The organism is Massilia sp. Root351 (assembly GCF_001425045.1).
Lineage (GTDB): Bacteria > Pseudomonadota > Gammaproteobacteria > Burkholderiales > Burkholderiaceae_D > Rugamonas.
Genome location: NZ_LMDJ01000034.1, coordinates 252,743 through 274,717 on the forward strand (window position 1 = coordinate 252,743; position 21,975 = coordinate 274,717).

Annotated in this window: 21 protein-coding genes; 6 read left to right on the forward strand and 15 right to left on the reverse strand. The window is 64.3% G+C overall.

Annotated elements, in window-relative coordinates; genetic code table 11:
• Window positions 1–70: 70 nt before the first annotated feature.
• The 5 genes from ASD15_RS27820 to ASD15_RS27840 all read right to left on the reverse strand — a co-directional run bounded on the left by ASD15_RS27820 (window position 71) and on the right by ASD15_RS27840 (window position 6,092).
• Entirely contained in the window at window positions 71–421 is a 351-nt protein-coding gene (locus ASD15_RS27820) for a YciI family protein (protein ID WP_057158279.1), read from the reverse strand.
• A gap of 114 nt (window positions 422–535) precedes the next feature.
• Window positions 536–952, reverse strand: coding sequence for a gamma-butyrobetaine hydroxylase-like domain-containing protein (locus ASD15_RS27825; RefSeq protein ID WP_200954107.1), 417 nt, complete (start codon window positions 950–952; stop codon window positions 536–538).
• The gene (locus tag ASD15_RS27830) at window positions 949–1,392 is read right to left on the reverse strand and encodes an HIT family protein (protein ID WP_057158280.1); all 444 of its coding nucleotides are present in this window, start codon (window positions 1,390–1,392) and stop codon (window positions 949–951) included. Before ASD15_RS27830 ends, ASD15_RS27825 begins: the two co-directional genes overlap by 4 nt.
• Complete coding sequence (locus ASD15_RS27835) at window positions 1,389–5,393, reverse strand: FAD/FMN-binding oxidoreductase (protein ID WP_057158281.1); 4,005 nt, start codon at window positions 5,391–5,393, stop codon at window positions 1,389–1,391. The genes ASD15_RS27830 and ASD15_RS27835 overlap by 4 nt, the downstream gene beginning before the upstream one ends.
• Window positions 5,394–5,597: 204 nt before the next feature.
• Window positions 5,598–6,092, reverse strand: a complete 495-nt coding sequence (locus ASD15_RS27840; RefSeq protein ID WP_057158282.1) for a YqaA family protein — start codon at window positions 6,090–6,092, stop codon at window positions 5,598–5,600.
• A gap of 148 nt (window positions 6,093–6,240) precedes the next feature.
• Between ASD15_RS27840 and ilvA the strand changes: the two genes are divergently transcribed.
• Window positions 6,241–7,776: a threonine ammonia-lyase, biosynthetic gene (gene ilvA / locus ASD15_RS27845; protein WP_057158283.1), complete on the forward strand. Its 1,536-nt coding sequence runs from the start codon at window positions 6,241–6,243 to the stop codon at window positions 7,774–7,776.
• Window positions 7,777–7,817: 41 nt separating this feature from the next.
• On the opposite strand, the gene ASD15_RS27850 is transcribed toward ilvA, so the two are convergent.
• The gene (locus tag ASD15_RS27850; protein ID WP_057158284.1) at window positions 7,818–8,147 is read right to left on the reverse strand and encodes a hypothetical protein; all 330 of its coding nucleotides are present in this window, start codon (window positions 8,145–8,147) and stop codon (window positions 7,818–7,820) included.
• A gap of 212 nt (window positions 8,148–8,359) precedes the next feature.
• Between ASD15_RS27850 and queF the strand changes: the two genes are divergently transcribed.
• The 4 genes from queF to rapZ all read left to right on the forward strand — a co-directional run bounded on the left by queF (window position 8,360) and on the right by rapZ (window position 11,985).
• Window positions 8,360–9,193 carry an NADPH-dependent 7-cyano-7-deazaguanine reductase QueF gene (gene queF, locus ASD15_RS27855; protein WP_057158371.1) on the forward strand — a complete coding sequence of 278 codons (834 nt, stop codon included), beginning with the start codon at window positions 8,360–8,362 and terminating at the stop codon, window positions 9,191–9,193.
• A gap of 351 nt (window positions 9,194–9,544) precedes the next feature.
• Entirely contained in the window at window positions 9,545–10,027 is a 483-nt protein-coding gene (locus tag ASD15_RS27860) for a PTS sugar transporter subunit IIA (protein WP_057158285.1), read from the forward strand.
• A gap of 54 nt (window positions 10,028–10,081) precedes the next feature.
• On the forward strand, window positions 10,082–11,017 hold the full coding sequence (gene hprK / locus ASD15_RS27865) for an HPr(Ser) kinase/phosphatase (RefSeq protein ID WP_056404135.1): 936 nt from the start codon (window positions 10,082–10,084) through the stop codon (window positions 11,015–11,017).
• 104 nt (window positions 11,018–11,121) lie between these two features.
• Entirely contained in the window at window positions 11,122–11,985 is an 864-nt protein-coding gene (gene rapZ, locus ASD15_RS27870) for an RNase adapter RapZ (protein ID WP_057158286.1), read from the forward strand.
• Between the two features lie 46 nt (window positions 11,986–12,031).
• Here the strand turns inward: rapZ and ASD15_RS27875 are convergent, their stop codons facing one another.
• The 8 genes from ASD15_RS27875 to ASD15_RS27910 form a co-directional block, all read right to left on the reverse strand.
• The gene (locus tag ASD15_RS27875; protein WP_057158287.1) at window positions 12,032–13,108 is read right to left on the reverse strand and encodes an enoyl-CoA hydratase/isomerase family protein; all 1,077 of its coding nucleotides are present in this window, start codon (window positions 13,106–13,108) and stop codon (window positions 12,032–12,034) included.
• A gap of 93 nt (window positions 13,109–13,201) precedes the next feature.
• The gene (gene hpf / locus ASD15_RS27880; RefSeq protein WP_057158288.1) at window positions 13,202–13,558 is read right to left on the reverse strand and encodes a ribosome hibernation-promoting factor, HPF/YfiA family; all 357 of its coding nucleotides are present in this window, start codon (window positions 13,556–13,558) and stop codon (window positions 13,202–13,204) included.
• 67 nt (window positions 13,559–13,625) lie between these two features.
• A complete protein-coding gene (locus ASD15_RS27885; RefSeq protein WP_057158289.1) occupies window positions 13,626–15,116 on the reverse strand; it encodes an RNA polymerase factor sigma-54 in 1,491 nt (496 codons plus the stop codon).
• Between the two features lie 7 nt (window positions 15,117–15,123).
• Window positions 15,124–15,885 carry an LPS export ABC transporter ATP-binding protein gene (gene lptB, locus ASD15_RS27890; protein WP_057158290.1) on the reverse strand — a complete coding sequence of 254 codons (762 nt, stop codon included), beginning with the start codon at window positions 15,883–15,885 and terminating at the stop codon, window positions 15,124–15,126.
• Window positions 15,886–15,887: 2 nt separating this feature from the next.
• Window positions 15,888–16,466 carry a lipopolysaccharide transport periplasmic protein LptA gene (lptA, locus tag ASD15_RS27895; protein WP_057158291.1) on the reverse strand — a complete coding sequence of 193 codons (579 nt, stop codon included), beginning with the start codon at window positions 16,464–16,466 and terminating at the stop codon, window positions 15,888–15,890.
• Between the two features lie 14 nt (window positions 16,467–16,480).
• On the reverse strand, window positions 16,481–17,074 hold the full coding sequence (lptC, locus tag ASD15_RS27900; RefSeq protein WP_057158292.1) for an LPS export ABC transporter periplasmic protein LptC: 594 nt from the start codon (window positions 17,072–17,074) through the stop codon (window positions 16,481–16,483).
• Between the two features lie 27 nt (window positions 17,075–17,101).
• Window positions 17,102–17,641: an HAD family hydrolase gene (locus tag ASD15_RS27905; RefSeq protein WP_057158293.1), complete on the reverse strand. Its 540-nt coding sequence runs from the start codon at window positions 17,639–17,641 to the stop codon at window positions 17,102–17,104.
• Window positions 17,641–18,639 (reverse strand): SIS domain-containing protein, encoded by a 999-nt coding sequence (locus tag ASD15_RS27910; RefSeq protein ID WP_057158294.1) that lies wholly within the window; start codon window positions 18,637–18,639, stop codon window positions 17,641–17,643. Before ASD15_RS27910 ends, ASD15_RS27905 begins: the two co-directional genes overlap by 1 nt.
• 108 nt (window positions 18,640–18,747) lie before the next feature.
• Between ASD15_RS27910 and ASD15_RS27915 the strand changes: the two genes are divergently transcribed.
• Complete coding sequence (locus tag ASD15_RS27915) at window positions 18,748–20,724, forward strand: monovalent cation:proton antiporter family protein (protein ID WP_057158295.1); 1,977 nt, start codon at window positions 18,748–18,750, stop codon at window positions 20,722–20,724.
• Between the two features lie 110 nt (window positions 20,725–20,834).
• On the opposite strand, the gene ASD15_RS27920 is transcribed toward ASD15_RS27915, so the two are convergent.
• Window positions 20,835–21,974: a diguanylate cyclase gene (locus ASD15_RS27920; protein ID WP_057158296.1), complete on the reverse strand. Its 1,140-nt coding sequence runs from the start codon at window positions 21,972–21,974 to the stop codon at window positions 20,835–20,837.
• Between the last annotated feature and the right edge of the window lies 1 nt (window position 21,975).

The following is a 21,975-nucleotide window of genomic DNA, read 5'->3' on the forward strand; positions in this document are numbered from 1 at the left end:
TTTTCACCATCTCGGGGTCAGACCCCGAAGTTGGGAAAATGCGGCTCAGTCTGGTAAGGGCGCGCATGGGCTAGCCGTGGTTGATTTGCGGCCGCACTTCGATCGAGCCCTCGCCAGCGGAGGGGCATTTGGCGGCCCATTTGATGGCCTCGTCCAGGTTGGCGCAGTCGATCAGGTAGTAGCCGCCCAGCTGCTCCTTGGTTTCCGCGAACGGTCCGTCGGTGCAGGCAACTTTGCCGTCGCGCACGCGCACCGTGGTGGCGGTGTGCACCGGGGCCAGCTCGGAGCCGCCGCGCAGCACGCCGGCGGCGATCATTTCCTGCGTGTAGTCGCCGTAGGATTGCATCAGCTCTCCCAGCTGCTGCTCGCTCATGCCGCTGTAGAGTTTTTCGTCGGCGTAGATCAGGATCATGTATTCCATGTTGCTCTCCTTGAAAGTCGACCGGACATCCGGACCTCACCACGACGAACGGTTTTCGCAATATCGACAGGCGGCGCGCAAAAAAAAATCCCCGCGGCCGGCGGGGATCGGTGCTCAGTGCTTGTGGCCGCAGCCGTGCGCTTTGGGGGCGGACGGCAAGGCGGCGCCGGATGCGCGTCCGCTGTCGCCGTCGAAGCCGGCGGCGTGCAGGCGGTCCATGTAGTCGCGCCACAGCTGTTCCTGTTCGGCGCCCAGCTTGTACAGGTAGTCCCAGGTGAACAAGCCGGTGTTGTGGCCGTCCGAGAAGGTGGGCTGGACGGCGTAGTTGCCGACCGGTTCGATGCCGGCGATGCCGACTTCGCGCTTGCCGACCTGCAGTACTTCCTGCCCCGCCCCGTGTCCCTTCACTTCGGCCGACGGCGAGTACACGCGCAGCAGCTCGAACGGCAGGTTGAAGGTGGCGCCGTCGTCGAAACTGATTTCGAGGATGCGCGATTTGTTGTGGACGGTGAGGCCGGTGGGTTGTTTCATGATGACAGTTTCGCGATGATGGATGCACGTAACTGTACCAGCAACGCGCTGCGCGCGGCCAGCGCGGCCGGATCCGGCGCGCGCTGCGCCTCGCCCCAGGTGGGGTTCGGGAAGTGCACGTCGTCCGTGTAGCGCGGGATCACGTGCCAGTGCACATGCGGCGTCATGTTGCCGAAACTGGCCAGGTTGACCTTTTCCGGCGCCATCACCTCGCGCACCGCCGCCTCCACCTGCCACACGGCGTTCATCACGTGCATGCGGTCGGCCGGCGCCAAATCCGTCATTTCCTTGACGTGCCGGTTCCACACCACGCGTACGAAGCCAGGATAACTGGCCTCGTTCACCAGCACCACGCTGAGCTTGTCGTCATGCCAGACCAGCGCGTCGGACGGCGCGGCCAGCAGCGTGCACAAGTCGCAGGGGCGCGCCGCCTGCGTCATACCAGCACCCGCTCGATGCCGCCGTTGTTGGCCTTGGCCACGTAGTCCGGCATCCAGTTCTCGCCCAGCAGGTGCTTGGCGATTTCCACCACAATGTAGTCGGCCGTGGTGCCCGCGTCTTCGCTGTAGCGCGATACGCCGCCCAGACAGGCCGGGCAGCTGGTCAGCACCTTCACCTCGCCGGTGAAGCCGTCGGCGCGCAGCTTGTCGGCGCCCTTGACCATTTCCTCTTCCTTGCGGAAGCGCACCTGGGTCGAAATGTCCGGACGCGCCGCCATCAGGGTGCCGGAGTCGCCGCAGCAGCGGTCGTTCTTCTCGATCTTGGTGGCGTCCACGGTGGTGATCAGCGAATTCACCGTTTTCAGCGGGTCCTGCATCTTCATCGGCGAGTGGCAAGGATCGTGGTACATGTAACGGGTGCCGGTCACGCTTTCCAGCTTGACGTTCTTCTCCAGCAGGTACTCATGGATGTCCATGATGCGGCAGCCCGGGAAGATCTTCTCGAACTCGTAGGACGCCAGCTGGTCGTAGCAGGTGCCGCACGATACCACCACGGTCTTGATGTCCAGGTAGTTCAGGGTGTTGGCCATGCGATGGAACAGCACGCGGTTGTCCGTCACCATCTTGTCGGCCTTGTCGAAGTCGCCGGCGCCGCGCTGCGGGTAGCCGCAGCACAGGTAGCCAGGCGGCAGCACGGTCTGCACCCCCACTTCCCACAGCATGGCCTGCGTGGCCAGGCCCACTTGCGAGAACAGGCGCTCCGAACCGCAGCCCGGGAAGTAGAACACGGCTTCGGTGTCGGCCGTGGTTTTCTTCGGGTCGCGGATGATGGGGATCATCTTGTTGTCTTCGATGTCGAGCAGCGCGCGCGCGGTCTTCTTCGGCAGGTTGCCCGGCATCTTCTTGTTGATGAAGTGGATCACCTGCTCTTTGATCGGCGGCTTGCCGACGGTCGGCGGCGGCGCCTTGGTCTGGCTCTTGGCGAACTTCTTCAGCACATCGTTGCCCAGCCGCTGTGCCTTGTAGGCCACGCCCACCATGCCCTGGCGCACCGTATTGATGGTGGTCGGGTCGGTGGCGTTCAGGAAGAACATGGCCGCCGCCTTGCCGGGATTGAAGCTGCGCTTGTCCATCTTGCGCAGCAGGTTGCGCATGTTCATCGACACGTCGCCGAAGTCGATGTTGACCGGACAGGGCGTGACGCATTTATGGCATACCGTGCAGTGGTCGGCCACGTCTTCGAATTCTTCCCAGTGCTTGATGGAGATGCCGCGCCGGGTCTGCTCTTCGTACAGGAAAGCTTCGATCAGCGAGGACGTCGCCAGGATCTTGTCGCGCGGCGAGTACAGCAGGTTGGCGCGCGGCACGTGGGTCGAGCACACCGGTTTGCATTTGCCGCAGCGCAGGCAGTCCTTGACGCTGTTGGCGATTTCGCCGATGTCGCTTTGCTGCATGATCAGCGATTCGTGGCCCATCAGCCCGAAGGACGGGGTATAGGCGTTCGACAAGTCGGCATCCATGCCCGGCAGGTTGAGCAGCTTGCCCTTGTTGAAGCGGCCTTCCGGATCCACCCGCAGCTTGTACTCGCGGAAGTTGACGATTTCGTCTTCGGTCAGGAACTCCAGCTTGGTGATGCCGATGCCGTGCTCGCCTGAAATTACGCCGTTCAGCGAACGGGCCAGCTTCATGATGCGCGCCACGGCCTTGTGCGCCAGCTGCAGCATCTCGTAATGGTCCGAGTTCACCGGCAGGTTGGTGTGCACGTTGCCGTCGCCGGCGTGCATGTGCAGCGCCACGAACACGCGCCCGCGCAGCACGCGCTTGTGGATGGCGGCCGCTTCGTCCAGGATCAGCTTGAAGGCGGCGCCGTTGAAGATCTGGCGCAGCACGGCGCGGATTTCCTGCTTCCAGCTCACGCGCACGGTGCGGTCCTGCACCACGTCGAACAGGGTGGCGTCCGGCTGGCGCACCAGGCGCTCGTCGAAGGCCGCGTCCAGCGCGCCCAGGCCCAGTGCGCGCAGTTGCTCGCGCACGGCGGCCAGCGGCTGGTCCAGATTGTCCTGCGTGAAGGTCCAGCGCTGCTGCACCTGCTCCAGCAGGGCCAGCGCCTGCTGTGCGCGGTCGCCCAGCATTTCGGCGTCGCCCACCTTGTCGTCGGAGGCGTCGTCGCTTTTCCCTACCGGCAGATTGCCAGCCTCGAAGAAGGCGCGCAGTTCGCCCGCCAGTTCCAGCTTGTTGGTGATCGACAGCTCGACGTTGATGCGCTCGATGCCGTCGGTGTACTCGCCCATGCGGTTCAGCGGGATCACCACGTCTTCATTGATCTTGAAGGCGTTGGTGTGCTTGGCGATGGCGGCGGTGCGGGCGCGGTCCAGCCAGAATTTCTTGCGCGCTTCCGGGCTCACGGCCACGAAGCCTTCGCCCACGCGGGTGTTGGCCAGGCGCACCACTTCCGAGGCGGCAATCGCCACCGCGTCCTCGTCGTCGCCGACGATGTCGCCGAACAGCGCCATCTTCGGCAGCACGCCGCGCTTCGATTTGGTGGCGTAGCCCACCGCGCGCAGGTAGCGCTCGTCCAGGTGTTCCAGGCCGGCCAGGCGCAGCGTGGCGAATTTTTCGCCGGTGGCCGGCAGGCCGTCCAGGTAGTCCTTGATTTCAACGATGGACGGAATCGCGTCGCGCGCCTGGCCGAAGAACTCCAGGCACACGGTGCGGGTGTGCTTGGGCATCTTGTGCAGGATCCAGCGCGCCGACGTGATCAAGCCGTCGCAGCCCTCTTTCTGGATGCCCGGCAGGCCGGCCAGGAATTTGTCGGTCACATCCTTGCCCAGGCCTTCCTTGCGGAATACGCGGCCGGCGATCTCCAGGATCTCGGTCTTGAACGGCTCGCCTTTCGACTCGCCGCGCGCGTTCGGGTGGGTCCATTCCAGCTTGAAGCGCGCCAGCGGCGTGTCATGGATCTTGGACAGGTTGTGGTCCAGGCGCGTGACTTCCAGCCAGTCGCCGTTCGGGTCGACCATCTTCCACGAGGCCAGGTTGTCCAGCGCGGTGCCCCACAGCACGGCTTTCTTGCCGCCCGCGTTCATGGCGATATTGCCGCCGATGCAGGAGGCGTGCGCCGAGGTCGGGTCCACCGCGAACACGAAGCCGGCCTTCTCGGCCGCTTCGGACACTTTGTTGGTGATGACGCCGGCGCCCGAGTAGATGGTGGCGTATTCCTTGTCCAGGCCGGGCAGCACCTTCATCTCGACCTTGCCCAGGTCGAGCAGCTTTTCGGTATTGATGACTGCCGACAGCGGCGTGAGCGGAATGGCGCCGCCGGTGTAGCCGGTGCCGCCGCCGCGCGGGATGATGGTCAGCCCCAGCTCGATGCAGCCTTTCACCAGGCCGGCCATCTCGTCTTCGGTATCCGGCGTCAGCACCACGAACGGGTATTCGACGCGCCAGTCGGTGGCGTCGGTCACGTGCGAGATGCGCTTCATGCCGTCGAAGCAGATGTTGTGCTTCTCGGTGTAGCGGCCCAGCACCTTGGTGGTGCGCTTGCGCAGGTCGTAGGTCTGGCGGAATTCCTCGCCGAACGCTTCCACGGCGCCGCTGGCTGCCTTCAGCAGCTGTTCCACGTTGCGGCTGCGGGTCTGGTCGGCTTCGGCGCCGTCCACGGAGACGCGGCGTTTGTCCACTTCGGCCAGACGGTGATGCAGCGCGTCGATCAGTTCCTGGCGCCGCTTCGGGTTATCCAGCAGGTCGTCCTGCAGATAGGGATTGCGGCGCACGGCCCAGATATCGCCCAGCACCTCGTACAGCATGCGCGCCGAGCGGCCGGTCTGGCGCGCGCTGCGCAGTTCGTCGAGCACGCGCCAAGAGTCCTCTCCCAGCAGCCGGATGACGATCTCGCGATCGGAAAACGACGTGTAGTTATAGGGGATTTCGCGCAGGCGCGTGGCTGCGGGACCGTTTGGCGTTTCGGCGAGGAGAGCTTGGATTTGTGCTGGGGCGTTCATGTTGGATGTGCTGCGGACTGACCCTAAGGAAGGACATTCTATCTTATTGCGCTGCACCACGCCCCAACAGCCTTAGGCCGCAAAGGGTTACGCAAACGTCAAACAGCCGACAAAAATTCGAAAAATGGCCTTTTCCAAACAATTTCCTGCCATTCAACGCGTTTTTACCATTTTTTGTGCGATGAAAAGGCGCCTAAGCCAAATTCATCCGCCCAGCGCAGTGGCAATGGTTTTCCACACGCCGTCCGGCACATACAGCAACAGGGTGGTCATGGTGAGGTAGCGCGCGCACTTGCCTATGGCCATATAGCCGATGGCCGGCCAGAACGGCAGCTTGAGCCAGCCGCCCAGCGTGCACAGCGGATCGCCGATGCCGGGCACCCAGGACAGCAGCATGGTCTTGGCGCCATAGCGGGCCAGCCAGCGGAACCAGCGGCTTTCGCGTTCCTTGGCAAAGGCCACCTTGGCGCGGTAGCCGATCCAGTAGTCGACCGCGCCGCCCAGCGTATTGCCCAGGGTGGCCACGGCAATGGCGGGCCAGAACAGTTCGGGGTTGGCCTTGATGGTGGCAAACACCATGGGCTCGGAGCCCATGGGCACCAGGGTGGCGGAAACAAAGCTGACGAAGAAGACCGAAGTCAGGCCGACTTCCGGTGCGGACAGCTGCTCCAGCAGCCACTGGATGGTGGATTCAATCATCTTGCCATTATAATGAGTCGGCATGGCGCGTGAGGTACTACACAACAGTACGCCGTTTAGCGCCCGCCCCTTCCCGGTTACCCGCCGTTGAAAAGCATGTCCTTGCACTACGCACCAGGGCACCGTCCCAGACTAAACCATGCAGACTATGACTATCGACTACCTGAAGAAAATCCTGACCGCCCGCGTCTACGACGTGGCCCACGAAACGCCGCTTGAGCTGGCGCCGACCCTGTCGCAGCGCTACCAGAACCGGATTTATTTCAAGCGCGAAGACATGCAGGACGTGTTCAGTTTCAAGATTCGGGGCGCGTACAACAAGATGGCGCACCTGAGCGACGGCCAGCTGAAGCGCGGCGTGATCTGCGCCTCGGCCGGCAACCACGCCCAGGGCCTGGCCTTCTCGGCCAACAAGATGGGCTGCCGCGCCGTGATCGTGATGCCGACCACCACGCCCCAGGTGAAGGTCGACGCGGTGCGCACGCGCGGCGGTCCCGGCGTGGAAGTGATCCTGCACGGCGAGTCGTACACGGACGCCTACAACCACGCGCTGACGCTGGAAAAAGAACAGAACCTGACCTTCGTCCATCCCTTCGACGACCCGGACGTGATCGCCGGCCAGGGCACCATCGGCATGGAGATCCTGCGCCAGCACGCCGGCCCGATCCACGCCATCTTCGTGCCCATCGGCGGCGGCGGGCTGCTGGCCGGCGTGGCGGCCTATGTCAAGCAGGTGCGGCCGGACATCAAGATCATCGGCGTGCACACCTTCGACTCGGACGCCATGGGCAAGAGCCTGAAGGCGGGCGAGCGCGTGACCCTGGCCGACGTGGGCCTGTTCGCCGACGGCACCGCGGTGCGCCTGGTGGGCGAGGAAACCTTCCGCCTGGCGCAGCTGTACGTGGACGACATCGTCATCGTCGACACCGACGCGGTGTGCGCGGCCATCAAGGACGTGTTCACCGACACGCGCAGCATCCTGGAGCCGTCCGGCGCGCTGGCCATTGCCGGCGCCAAGGCTTACGTGGAACGCGCGGCGCTGACCAGGGACCCGGTCCAGAACGAAACCCTGATCACCATCGCCAGCGGCGCCAACATGAACTTCGACCGGCTGCGCTTCGTGGCCGAACGCGCCGAGCTGGGCGAGTCGCGCGAGGCGGTGTTCGCGGTGACCCTGCCGGAGCAGCGCGGCAGCTTCAAGCGCTTCTGCGCGCTGGTCGGTCCGCGCAATGTGACCGAGTTCAACTACCGCATCAGCGACGAGAAGGAAGCGCACGTGTTCGTCGGCGTGCAGGTGTCGGACCGGGGCGAATCGGGCACGGTGGCGCGCAGCTTCGAGGCAGCCGACTTCAAGACGCTGGACCTGACGCACGATGAACTGGCCAAGTCGCACTTGCGCCACCTGGTGGGCGGCAAGAGCGCCCTGGCCAAGGACGAGCTGCTGTACCGCTTCGAGTTCCCCGAGCGTCCGGGCGCGCTGATGCGCTTCCTCGATTCGATGGCGCCGAACTGGAACATCTCGCTGTGCCACTACCGCTCGCAAGGCGGCGACGTGGGCCGCATCCTGATCGGCCTGCAGGTGCCGCCGGACGAGATGGACGAGTTCACCCAGTTCCTGGCCAAGCTTGGCTACCGTTACTGGGACGAGTCGCAGAACCCGGTCTACAAGCTGTTCCTGGGCTAGCGCCACGCTCAACATCCCGGCTCGGCAACCAGGCTCACTGTTCAGCGGTCATAGTTGTGCGGTTTGCCCCGGTTGCCGACGTTGCCGCTGCCGGTGCCGGCGGTCTGGCCGCTGGGTGTCGCGGGCGCCTTGTCGGTCACGGTTTCGGAGCCCGAGCCCGCGCTGCCGGCCGTGCCTGAAGCGCCGCTGGCATCCACCGGCGCGCCCGGCAGCGCGGAAGAAACCGGAGGTGGCGCCGGCGTGGCCGGCGCCATGCGCGCATCCGCCGCCACGGTGGGCGAAGGCACATCCGGTTCGCGGTCCTTGCAGCCGGCGATGGTGAACGCCGCAATGGCGGACGCGCAGATCAGTGCGTTGATTTTGTGTTTCATGCGGTGCTCCTGTAGTTGGTGTTGTTGGCCATGACTGTAAGCCGCCTTGCCGCGTCCGCCCATAGGACGCGCCGATAGCGACCTGTAGGACGGCGCCCAGCGCCAGTGCAGGCGCAATGCCATATCGGCCATCTCTGCGCGCTGCTGCCGCCGCGCCGCATTTGCGCTACCATGCACGCTTCGCGCTCCGCCTCACCTTCATCATTGCCATCATGACCAATACCGCCGACCTGTCCCCGCTGGGCAAAAACTCCGCCTACCGCACCGATTACGCGCCGGAACTGCTGTTCCCCATCCCGCGCCAGGGCAAACGCGATGAACTGGGCCTGCAGGGCACGCTGCCCTTCTTCGGCGTGGACATCTGGAACGCCTACGAACTGTCGTGGCTGAACATGCGCGGCAAGCCGCAGGTGGCCGTGGCCAAGATCACCTTCCCGGCCGATTCGCCCAACATCATCGAATCGAAGTCCTTCAAGCTCTACCTGAACTCCTTCAACCAGACCCGCCTGGCCAACGAGGAAGCACTGCGTTCCTTGATGGTGCAGGACCTGTCGGCCGCGGCCGGCGCCAGCGTGCACGTGGTCATCACCTTGCAGGAAGATTTCGCCAAGCTGGAAATGGGCGAGCTGGAAGGCCTGCTGCTGGACCGCCTGGACATCGACGTGGACAACTACGCGCCGCAGCCGCAAGTACTGAAGGCCAACTTCGACGACTTGCCGGTGGAGGAAGTATTCATTTCCCACCTGCTCAAATCGAACTGCCTGGTCACCGGCCAGCCGGACTGGGGCAGCGTGCAGATCAGCTACGCCGGGCCGCAAATCGACCAGGAAAGCCTGCTGCGCTACCTCATCGGTTTCCGCGAGCACAACGAATTCCACGAGCAATGCGTGGAACGCATCTTTACCGACATCCTGCGCCATTGCAAACCGACCCAGTTGGCCGTATATGCACGGTATACGCGGCGCGGCGGCCTGGACATCAATCCCTGGCGCGCCAACTATAGCACCGGCATCAAGCCGTCCAACCTGCGCAATGCCCGGCAGTAAGGTCTGCGCGCCCGGTCGAATTGGGTTACACGCGGGGCGAATTTGTCTTACAATGAATCAATAAAGGTTGCGGTTTTCAAAGCTGCAGCCGATGCTGGAAAAAGACATTCAAAAATCGGTGAATCCGCCTGGTCCCTGACAAAAAACTGGCATTTGTCTTGTATTTGACGCGGAAATAGCTAATATCTCTGCCAGTGCTTATTTAACAACGCTACGGCCTGCCCCCAGCGGACTGCGGCGGATTGCGGAGCCAGCCATGGCGCAAGCGAATTCAAGTTACACGGCAAAAAAACAAGCCTATAATTCTGCTCGCAAGCCCCATTTGTGCGCTGCACCATTCCACGTCGCGTTATGAACAACCTGAGCAAAATCCTATCCCTCGAAAACGTCCAGCTCGATCTGGAGGTTTCCAGCAAGAAGCGCGCTTTCGAGCAAGCCGGCCTGATTTTTGAGAACAACTGCGGCATCGCCCGCTCCACCGTGTCGGACAACCTGTTCGCGCGCGAGCGCCTGGGCTCCACCGGCCTGGGCCACGGCGTCGCCGTGCCGCACGGGCGCATCAAGGGCATGAAGAGCCTGAAGTCGCCGCTGGCGGCGTTCGTGCGCCTGGCCGAGCCTATCCCGTTCGAATCGCCGGATGGCAAGCCGGTCAGCCTGCTGTTCTTCCTGTTGATCCCGGACCATGTGACGCAGCAGCACCTGGAAATCCTGTCGGAGATTGCGGAAATGTTCTCGGACGACGGCTTCCGCAACGCGCTGGCCACCGACCCGGACCCGCAATCGGTACACAGCCGCATCGTCAATTGGCAGCCTAGCTTGCAAGCTGCAGGCTAGAGCACGCTAAAAGCAGTTAAACTAGGGCATCCGCCATTCCTGAACTGAGATGCCATGCTGCAAACGCCCCTGACGATACAACGCCTGTACGACGATAATCGTGAAACGTTGCAGCTCGGCTGGTTCGCCGGCTTTCCCGGCGGCGAGCGCCTGATTTCGGGCGATGTGGCCTCGGCGGCCGACCAGGTCGGCCACTTGAACACCATCCACCCGGGCCGCATCCAGGTGTTCGGGCACCAGGAAATCAATTACTACCAGCGCCTCAAGTCGCTCACGCGCGCGCACGTCATCAGCGAGCTCATCGCTGGCGGGCCGCCCGCGCTGATCATCGCGCAAGGGCTGGAAACGCCACCCGATATCCTCGCCATCTGCGACGAAAAGAACATCCCGCTGTTTTCCACGCCGCTGCCGGCGGCGCAGGTGATTGACTTCTTGCGCGTGTACCTGTCGAAAAAGCTGGCGCAGCGCATCATCATGCACGGCGTGTTCATGGACGTGCTGGGCGTGGGCGTGCTGATTACCGGCGATTCGGGCCTGGGCAAGTCGGAGCTGGGGCTGGAGCTGATTTCGCGCTCGCACGGCCTGGTGGCCGACGATGCGGTGGAGTTCGCGCGCATTGCGCCCAATATGATAGAGGGCCGCTGCCCTGCCCTGCTGCAAAACCTGCTGGAAGTGCGCGGGCTGGGACTGCTGGACATCAAGGCCATCTTCGGCGAGACGGCGGTGCGCCGCAAGATGCGCCTGAAGCTGATCGTGCACCTGGTGCGGCGTTCGGCGCTGGAGGAGGAAGTGGAGCGGCTGCCGTTCCAGTTCCCCACCGAGGACGTGCTGGGCCTGCCGATCCGCAAGGTGGTGATCCCGGTGGCGGCCGGCCGCAACATCGCGGTGCTGCTGGAAGCGGCCGTGCGCAACACCATCCTGCAACTGCGCGGCATCGATACGCTGCAGGAGTTCATGGAGCGGCAACGGCAAGCCATGAGTGGCGACTAGGAGCTGGACCTTGCACGGTCCATCCGTTCCGCAGGCGCAGCACTCGCGCGGGGATTTGTTCGCCAGCGCACCTATCGCGTAGTCTTGATGTATTATCTTTAGCTATGCGTATCGTTCTCATCACCGGTATATCCGGCTCCGGAAAATCCGTCGCCCTGAATGTCCTTGAGGACACGGGCTATTATTGCGTGGACAATTTGCCGCCGGCCTTGCTGTCGCAACTGGTGTCGCAGCTGACCGACGAAGGCACGCAGGCGCTGGCCGTGGCGGTCGACGCGCGCAGCGCCGAGTCGCTGGTCAACCTGCCGGACGCCGTGCAGGCCTTGCGCCAGCAGGGCCACGACGTCAAGATCATGTACCTGACGGCGAATACCCATTCGCTGGTGGCGCGCTTCTCGGAAACGCGCCGCAGCCATCCGCTGTCGCACGAGCTGAAGCCGGGCCAGAATCCGGCCGCGCGCCGCACCCTGATCGAGTGCATTTCCGAAGAGCGCGAGCGGCTGTCGGCCATCGAGCAGCTCGGCCACGTGATCGACACCTCGGAGCTGAGCGCCAACAAGCTGCGCGCCTGGATCAAGGACCTGGTACAAAGCGAGAATGCGCCGCTGACGCTGTTCTTCGAATCGTTCGCCTTCAAGGTGGGGGTGCCGCTGGACGCGGACTTCGTGTTCGACGTGCGGGCCATTCCCAATCCCTATTACGACCTGGCCCTGCGCCCGATGACGGGACGCGACGCGCCGGTGATCGCCTTCCTGGACGCGCAGCCCAGCGCGGAGGAGATGTTCAAGGACATCCGCGATTTCGTCAGCAAATGGCTGCCGTCGTTCAAGACCGACAACCGCAGCTACCTGACGGTGGCGGTGGGCTGCACCGGCGGCCAGCACCGCTCGGTGTACATGGCCGAACGCCTGGCCCGGCACTTCCACCCGACGGAGCAAGTTGTCTTGCGCCATCGGGAACAGTCGTAACGGCGGGTTACGCTTCGCTACCCCGCCCTGCGCAGACCGCGTGCCATCACAGGTGGCGCAGCGGATGCGCGTGCGCCGGCCACGGCGGTGCGAAGAATCCTGCCACCATCCCGGGCGTTACTTGCGCCACCGTTGCGGGCGACCACTTGGGCGCGTTGTCCTTGTCGATCACCAGCGCGCGCACGCCTTCCAGCACTTCGCCATGTTCGAAATTGCGCCGCACCAGGTTGCGCTCCATGCGCAGGCAGTCCGCCACGTCCAGCGCCGCGCCGCGGTTCAATAGTTCCAGCGTCACGCACATCATCAGCGGCGAACGGCTTTGCATGGCTTTGAGCGCCGCCTGCGCGAACACGCCATCGTCGGCCGCCAGCGAAGCCATGATGGCCGCCACGCTGCCGGCCGCGAAGTGCCGCTCGATGGTGGCACGCTCAGCTTCCAGCACGCCGGCGCCGGCATGGAACGGCGCCGCGAAAGCATCGATTGCTTGCGGCAGTTCGGCGCCCGGCACCGCTTCCAGCAGGTCGCGCAGCGCGTCCCAGGCATCGGCCGGCACATAATGGTCCGCCAGGCCCACGTACAGCGCGTCGGCCGCGCCCACGGTCAGCCCGGTCAGGCCCAGGTAGCGCCCCAGGCTGCCCGGCGCGCGCGACAGGAAATGGCTGCCGCCCACGTCCGGGAACAGGCCGATATTCACTTCCGGCATGGCCATCTTCGTGCGGTCCGTGACGATGCGCACGCGGCAGCCCGGACCGCCCTGCGCAATGCCCATGCCGCCGCCCATCACCACGCCGTCCATTAACGCGATATACGGTTTAGGGTAATAGTGGATCAGGTGGTTGAGCGCGTACTCCTCGGTGAAGAAGTCCTCCAGCAGCGCGCTGCCGCCCTGCGGCGTGGCGTTGCCCACCTCGTGGAAGAAGCGGATGTCGCCGCCGGCGCACAGGGCCTTTGCGCTGCTGCTGCGGATCACCACGGCGGCGACGCTGCTGTCGCCGCGCCAGTCCAGCAGCACGGCGGTCAGGCTGCGCACCATATCGAGGGACAGGGAATTGAGCGCCTTGGGGCGGTCGAGGGTGATGAAGCCGGTGCGGTTGGCAACCTGGGTAAGGACGTGCTCGCTCATGCTGGATGTCTCTGGAATTGTTAGAGCCCCATTTTAGCGCGGCCGCAAAAAAGGGCGCCAGATGCGCCCTTTGTTGGGAGTGCCGGTGACCCGTTATGCGGTCGGGGCAGGTTCGTACGTGTCCGGGAGGTGCTTGATGGCGTCGTGGCCATGCTCCTGCACCTTGGCTTTGTACTTCATCACTTGGCGGTCCAGTTTGTCGATCAGCGTATCGATGGCAGCATACAGGTCTTGCGACAGGCTTTCCACGTACACAGTCTTGCCGGACATTCGCAGGTTGATCTCGGCCTTCTGCCTTTTGTCTTTCTCGGTGAGGTTATCTACAGTCAGGATGACAGCAATATCAATAACTTGATCGAAATGGCGCTTGACCCGTTCCAGCTTGTTCTGCACGTATTCACGGATGGCGGGGGTCACTTCGAGATGATGTCCACTGATGGTGAGATTCATACACACTCCTAAAGATAAGGGTTCGTACGCTTTGGTGTTTTTGGCGCGCAGGGGAACCCAAGTAAAACTACAAAGCTTTACGCAGACTTACCGGAGGGATTTTCAAGGCTTCGCGATATTTGGCAACAGTCCGTCGCGCAATTACCATGCCCTGTTCACCCAGCATGTCCGCAATCTTACTGTCGGATAAAGGATTTTTCGGGTCTTCAGCTCCTGTCAATTGCACAATCAGCGCCCGTATCGCCGTCGAGGATGCTTCTCCTCCTGCTTCGGTGGCGACGTGACTGCCAAAGAAATATTTCAACTCAAACATCCCATGCGGAGTCAGCATGTATTTCTGAGTTGTTACGCGAGAAATAGTGCTCTCGTGTAGTCCCAGTGTATCAGCAATTTCACGCAACACAAGGGGTCTCATGGCAACGGCGCCATGGCTGAAAAAGTTCTTTTGTCTTTCTACTATCGCCTGCGCCACGCGCAAAATGGTGTCGAAACGCTGGCGCATATTCTTGATCAGCCACTTGGCTTCCTGCAGCTGCGCGCCCATGGCCGACTCGCCCTTGCCCTGCTTGAGCATGTTGGCGTACAGCGCGTTCACGCGCAGGCGCGGCATCACGTCGTTGTTCAACGTGACCTGCCAGCCGTTGCGCGCCTTCTTCACGATCACGTCCGGCACCACGTAGTCGGATACGTCGGAGGCGAACTCGGCGCCCGGATGCGGATTGCACTGGCGGATCACCGCCTGCGCTTCGCGCAGGTCTTCGTCGTCGCAGTCGAGGGCTTTTTTCAGCTTGTTGAATTCGCGCTGCGCGAACCAGGCCAGGTGCTTTTCCACGATGCAGATGGCCATGCGGCGCGTCACCAGCGGCACCCCGGGCATGCGCTTGATCTGCAGCGCCAGGCACTCGGACGCGCTGCGCGCGCCCACGCCGATAGGGTCGAAACTTTGCAGCAGCGTGAGCGCCGTCTGCAGTTCCTCGAGCTCCACGTCCGCCTCTTCCGGCAGGCGCGCATGGATTTCCTCCAGCGGCTCTTCGAGGTAGCCGTTTTCGTCCAGCGCATCGATGATCAGTTCCATCAGCACGCGGTCGCGCGGCTGCTGCACGGTCACGCGCATCTGCTCCATCAGGTGCTCGCGCAGGGTGCAGTGGCTCGCTTCGAGCTGCGGGCGCGAGTCCTCGTCGTCCGGCGCCTTGCTGCGGCCGGCGTCGCTCCAGTCGGTATCGGCCTCGGCGCCGCTGGCGCTGTCGCCGTCGCCGCTGGCGCCCTCGAAGGGATCGCCCTCGCCGGCCGGTGCGCTGTCCTGCGCCGGTGCGCCCACTTCGGCCGGCGAGGCGTCCGCGCCGGTGGACTGGGTCGGGTTGATGGCGCCGTCGCCCAGCAGCCGCAGCGAGCGGTCCAGCGGGTCGTCCAGCCGTTCCAGCAAGGGGTTCTCGCCGAGCAGCTGCTCCAGTTCCTGGTGCAGCTCCAGCGTGGACAGCTGCAGCAGTCGAATCGACTGCTGCAGTTGCGGCGTCAGCGCCAGGTGCTGAGAGGTGCGGAGTTGCAGTGACTGTTTCATGGCGGGCTTACATGCGGAAGTGTTCGCCGAGGTAGACGCGCCGCACCGATTCGTCGGCGATGATATCGTCCGGACGGCCGGACGCCAGCACGCTGCCCTGGTTGATGATGTAGGCGCGGTCGCAGATGCCCAGCGTCTCGCGCACGTTGTGGTCGGTGATCAGCACGCCGATGCCGCGCTCCTTGAGGAAGCGCACGATGCGCTGGATCTCGATCACGGCGATCGGATCGACGCCGGCAAACGGTTCGTCGAGCAGCACGAAGCGCGGGTTGGTGGCCAGCGCGCGCGCGATTTCCACGCGCCTGCGCTCGCCGCCCGACAGCGACAGCGCCTGGTTCTCGCGCAGTTTCTCGATTTGCAGGTCGGCCAGCAGGCGGTCCAGGCGCTCGTCGATCTCGGCCTTGCTCAGTGCCTTGCCGTTTACGCGCTGGATCTCCAGCACGGCGCGGATGTTGTCCTCCACCGTCAGCTTGCGGAACACCGACGCTTCCTGCGGCAGGTAGGACAAGCCGAGCGTGGCGCGCTGGTGGATCGGCATGCTCGACACGTCCACGCCGGCGATATCGATGCTGCCCGCGTCCGACGGCACCAGGCCGACGATCATGTAGAAGGAGGTGGTCTTGCCGGCGCCGTTGGGGCCCAGCAGGCCCACCACTTCGCCGCATTCCACCTGCAGCGACACGTCGTGCACCACCTGGCGCTTGCCGTAGCTTTTCTGCAGGCCGCGCACCACCAGGGTGCTGGTGCAGCTTGGGATTGCTTCAGCCATCGTTATTTCCCCGCCGGCGGCTGCTGCGCCGGCACGGCCGGGGCGGCTGGCTTGGGCGTGGACGGCTGGATCACCATGGTGCCGCGCCCGCCGCCGGTCTTGCCTTCGCCGCTGACGGTGTTGCGCACGCTGAACTGCTCGCGACGGCTGTCGTAGGAAATGAATTCGCCGGCCACCTCGTCGCTCGGCTTGCTGCCTTCCAGGCGGCGCACCTTGGCGCGCGAGAACAGCTTCACCAGTTCGTTCTTGCCGTCGTACTCGATGCGTTCGGCTTCGCCTTCCATCCACTGGTCGCCTTCGCCGTCGCGTTTCTGGCGGAAGGTGGTGGGCTTGCCGCCGGCGCTGGTCAAGGTGACATACTGGTAGCCTTCCGGATCCTTGGTCACCACCGCCTTGGCCGCCTTCATCAGCAAGGTGCCGCGCGTGAGCACCACATTGCCGGTGAAGGTGCTGATCTGCTTGACGTCGTCGACGTCCGCGTTGTCATAGTCGATCAGCGTGGGCTTGGTGGAGTCGGCCTTCTCGGCCTGCACCAGTCCGGCCGCGCACAGCAGCAGCGCCGAAATCAGGAGTTTTTTCATCGTCTGTCCATTCACTATTTAGTTTGCGGCGGCGGATACACAATCCGGCCGCGTCCATTCAGCGACACCTGGCGCGTGGCGTTGTTCGCCTTCATGCCGGCGCCGGTCGCCGTGGCGCCGCCCTGCACGATCTGCACCGGCTGGTCGGTTTCCATGCGGTCCTCGTCCGGGTAGACGGTGAGCGCCTGCGTCGTCATCTGCATGGCCGGGCTCTTGCCCTGGGCCGCGCGGTCTATCTTCACATTGCCCTTCAGCTGCACGCGCGTGTTGTTCTCGTCCACGCGGGCGCGCTCCGCCGTCATGTCCATCGGCGGATGGGTGCTGCTCAAGTTGCGCACCATCGGCTTGTCGATCTCCGAGGCGTCGTCGATCGGGCGGTGCACCAGCTTGTCGCCCGACACGATGTAGCTCGGCTTGCCTTCCTTGGTCATGCGCACCACGCTGAACTGCTCGATGATGTAGTCGGGCTCGTTCAGGCGCTTGTCGGCCAGCATGTCTTCCTCGCCCCGGTTCAGCAGCTGCAACAGCCAGAACGTGCCAAAGGCAACAAACACCGCGATCACCAGGGTGATGCTCAAGCGCCAGCGGTGCGCAGTACGCTTACGCATGGTTAAATCTCCGCATCATCTACCTTCTCAGACCAGGAACTGGGCCATGACCTTATCGTAATTGCCGGTGGCGCGCAGCACGAATTCGCACACCTCGCGCACCGCCCCGCGCCCGCCGTGGGCCTCGGTCACGTGATGCACCCGGCTCAGCACATCGGCGCGGCCGTTCGGCACGCCCACCGCGAAGCCGACACGCTTCAGTATCGTCAGGTCCACCACGTCGTCGCCGATAAAGCACACCTGCCCGGCCTGCAGGCCGGTCTTGGCCAGCAGGTCGTTGAACGGGGTCAGCTTGTCGTGGCCGCCCTGGTGCACGAACTCGATGCCCAGGTCGCGCGCGCGGGCCGTCACCTGCGGTGAGCGGCGCGCGCTGATGATGGCCGTCAGGATGCCGGCCTCCTGCAGCAGCTTGATGCCCAGGCCGTCGTGCACGTTGAAAGTCTTCATCACTTCCCCGTCCGGGCCGTAATGCAGGCTGCCGTCGGTGAGCACGCCGTCCACGTCGAAGATCATCAGCTTGATGTTGGCCGCGCGTGCCACATTTTCAAGATTGTAGGCCTTGTTCATCAGATCACCTTGGCGCGCGTCAGGTCGTGGATGTGCAGCGCGCCGGCCAGCTTGCCCTCGGCGTCCACCACCAGCATTTGATTGATGCGGAACTGCTCCATGATGGCCACCGCGTCCACCGCCAGCTTGTCCGGCGAAATGCTGCGCGGATTGGCGTGCATCACGTCGCGGATGATCACCTTGCTAAAGTCCTGCACTTTTTCTATCATGCGGCGCAAGTCGCCGTCGGTAAACACGCCCACCGGGCGGTTGTCGGCATCGACGATGGCGGTCATGCCCATGCCCTTCTGGGTGATTTCCAGCAGCGCGTCCGGCAGGCGGGTGTCCAGGCCCACGGACGGAATCGCGTCGCCGCTGCGCATCACGTCGCGCACATGGGTCAGCAGGCGGCGGCCCAGCGCGCCGCCCGGGTGCGAGCGGGCGAAGTCTTCTTCCTTGAAGCCGCGCAGGTCCAGCAGCGCCACGGCCAGCGCGTCGCCCAGCGCCAGGGTGACGGTGGTGCTGGCGGTGGGCGCCAGGTTCATCGGGCAGGCCTCCTTGGCCACCGACACGTCCAGGTGCACGTCGGCCAGCTTGGCCAGGCTGGAGCCGGGCTTGCCGGTCATGGAAATAAGGGTGCTGCCCATGCGCTTGACCACCGGCAGGATGGCCATCAGCTCCGCGCTTTCGCCGGAATACGAGATGGCGATGAAGGCGTCTTCCGCCGTCACCATGCCCAGGTCGCCGTGCGCCGCCTCGGCCGGGTGTACGAACAGGGCCGGGGTACCGGTCGAGGCCAGCGTGGCGGCGATCTTGCGCGCGATGTGGCCGGATTTGCCGATGCCCGACACCACGACCCGGCCTTTGCAGTTCAGCAGCAGCGCGACCGCCTTGCCGACGCTGTCGTCGGTGGCCAGGCGCGCGTGCATGGCGGTAATGGCGTCCGCCTCGATCTGCAGGGTTTCTCGGGCCAGCGCCAGCGCGCGTTCGGCCGTGTTGTTGTCAAAAGCTTTCAGCATGGGAATTCCATCGGTTACACTCATGCCGGAAGTATAGCCGAATTGCGAAAGCAAAAAACTTGCCAGTCCCAACAAACAACGGGATCAGCCCTTAAATGGAACCGCCGCATGTTTTCACCGCTTGAACTGACCCTCTTGCTGCTCGGCAGCGCCGTACTGGGCGTGGTGGCGTTCCGCATGATGCACCTGCCGCCCATGCTGGGCTATCTGACGGTGGGCATCCTGATCGGGCCGCACGCGCTGGGCCTGGCCGAGCAGAGCGAGGCGAGCCATATCCTGGCCGAGTTCGGCGTGGTGTTCCTGATGTTCTCGATCGGCCTGGAATTCTCGCTGCCCAAGCTGATGGCCATGCGCGGCATCGTGTTCGGGCTGGGCATGGCGCAGGTGACGGCCACCATCGCCGCCACCATGCTGCTGGGCTGGCTGCTGGCCTGGCAGCTGCCCGGCATCAACATCAGCTGGCAAGCCTCGTTCGCGCTGGGCGGCGCGCTGGCCATGTCGTCCACCGCCATCGTGGTGAAGATGATCACCGAACGGCTGGAGCTGGAAAGCGAACACGGCCGCAAGATCATGGGCATCCTGCTGTTCCAGGACCTGGCCGTGGTGCCGCTGCTGATCCTGATCCCCTCGCTGGCGAAAAACCCGGACGACCTGCTCGAAACGCTGGCCTGGGCCGGCGGCAAGGCCGTCATCGTGCTGGTGCTGCTGCTGTTCGTTGGCCAGAAGCTGGTGCGCGGCTGGTTCGCCATCGTGGTCAAGCGCCGCTCGCAGGAGCTGTTCATGCTGAACCTGCTGCTGATCACCTTGGGCGCGGCCTGGATCACCGAGAAGGCCGGGCTGTCCATGGCGCTGGGCGCCTTCGTGGCCGGCATGCTGATCTCGGAAACCGAATACAAGCACCAGGTGGAGGAAGACATCAAGCCCTTCCGCGATGTGCTGCTGGGGCTGTTCTTCATCAACGTCGGCATGCTGCTCAATTTGCGCCTGGTGCTGGAGAACTGGTGGCTGGTGCTGGTGCTGCTGGCCGGGCCGGTGCTGCTCAAGTTCGCGCTGATCGCCGGGCTGGCCAAGCTGTTCGGCTCGTCCGACGGCGTCTCGATGCGCACCGGCCTGGCGCTGGCGCAGGCGGGCGAATTCGGCTTCGTGCTGCTCAACCTGGCCGGCGGCGTGGCGCTGATGGACCCGTTCATCATCCAGGTGGTGCTGGCGTCGATGGTGCTGTCGATGCTGCTGGCGCCGTTCGTCATCGACCATTCCGACAAGCTGGTGATGAAAGTGTCCAGCAACGAATGGATGATGCAGTCGCTGGCGCTGACCAAGATCGCCACGCGCACCATGAGCACGCAAAAGCACGTGATCGTGGCCGGCTTCGGGCGCAGCGGCCAGAGCCTGGCCACGCTATTGAGTGAAGAGGACATCGCCTACCACGCACTGGACCTGGACCCGGAGCGGGTGCAGGAGGCGCAGACGGCCGGCGCCAACGTATCCTACGGCGACGCCGGGCGGCGCGAAAGCCTGATCGCGGCCGGCATCTACCGCGCCAGCGCGGTGGTGATCACCTACGCCAGCACGCCGTCGGCGCTGCGCGTGCTGCACCTGGTGCACGAGCTGGCGCCGGCGCTGCCGGTGATCGTGCGCAGCCATGACGATACCGACCTGGACCGCCTGAAAGCGGCCGGCGCGGCCGAAGTGGTGCCGGAACTGATGGAAGGCAGCCTGATGCTGGCCTCGCACGCGCTGGTGATGCTGGGCGTGCCGCTGCGGCGCGTGGTGCACCGCGTGCAGGCGGCGCGCGAAGCGCGCTACGCGTCGCTGCGCGGCTGGTTCCACGGCGCCAGCGACGCCGGCGAGGACGACGACATGCTGCGCCTGCACTCGGTCACGCTGGGCGAGAACGCCAGCTGCATCGGCAAGATGCTGGGCGAGCTGGCGCTAGGCGAAGCGGGCGCCGAGATCGCCTCCATCCGGCGCGGCAAGAGCGGCATCGACGCCACGCCCGGCACGGTGCTGCAAGCTGGCGACGTGGTCGTGCTGCGCGGCGCCGCCGACGCCGTCGCCCGCGCCGAAAGCCAGCTGCTCGCCTGATTCCGACAACCCTTCCAACTCTCCTACAACCGGCCTGAGCCGCATTGCACCAACCTCGGGGTCAGACCCCGAGGTTGGTGCAATGCGGCTGAGCTTGCTTTAGCGGGGTATCAGGCGTCGGGACGGTAGGGGAGCACGCGGTTGCGGCCGCTGTCCTTGGCTTGGTAGAGCGCGGAGTCGGCCTGGGCGATCAGTTCCATGGCGGCGGCTTCGGGCGTGGCGCCGGCGTCGCTGCGGTCCAGGCAGGCCACGCCGATCGAGGCGGTGATGGAAACCCGTACGCTGGGCGACACGTCTATCATGCTGGCAGCTATGCCGGCGCGGATGCGCTCGGCCACAAAGGTGGAGCTGTCCAGGTCGGCGTTGATCAGCAGCACCACGAACTCTTCCCCGCCGAAGCGCGCCAGCGCGTCCGACAGCCGCAGCTCGGCCTTGATGCGCTGCGCCACTTCGCGCAGCACTTCGTCGCCGCCCTGGTGGCCCACCGTGTCGTTGACCCGCTTGAAGTGGTCGATGTCGATGTACATGAGGGAGATGTCGTAGGCCTGGCGCCGCGCGCGCGCAATTTCCTCCAGCAGGCGCCGGTCCATATAGCGCCGGTTGTAGACGCCCGTCAGCGAATCGGTCAGGCCGATGTACTTGAGCATTTCGTTGGAGATCACGTTCTCCAGGCAGATGGCGATGATGGATGCCATGTGCTCGATGAAGTCGGTGCCCAGGCTGGGCGTGAAGCGCGTGGGGTCCACGCTGCCCAGGTTCAGGCTGCCGATGATGCGCTTGTTGCGCAGCAGCGGCACCAGCGCCACGCTTTGCAGCCCTTCCGGCGGACGCGGAAAGGCGTGGCCGTGCTTGAAGGCGTCGTACATGCCCAGCAGCGGCCGGGGGATGGGCGAATAGGCGTTGCGGCGCCCCAGGTCGAAGCCCAGCCGGTCCACTTCCTCGACGAAGAGCAGGTCCGGGAACTCGGCGAAATTGACGCCCAGCTTGCCCATCACGGTGTGGATGTCGCCGCCTTCGTCGATCAGGGTCAGCGTCACCGCTTCCAGTTCCGAAATGATGGGCAGCGTGCGGAAGATGGTGCCCACCAGTTCCGGGAACGTGGAGGCGCTGACGATTTCCAGGTCAAAGGCCTGGTGCCGCATCATGATGTTGTGGTTGCGCTCGGCCTGCTCCAGCAAATACGCCATGCGCGTGCGCAGTGCCTGGTTTTCCGCAACCAGGTCGCTTGCTTGGGGCTGTTTGCTGGTCATG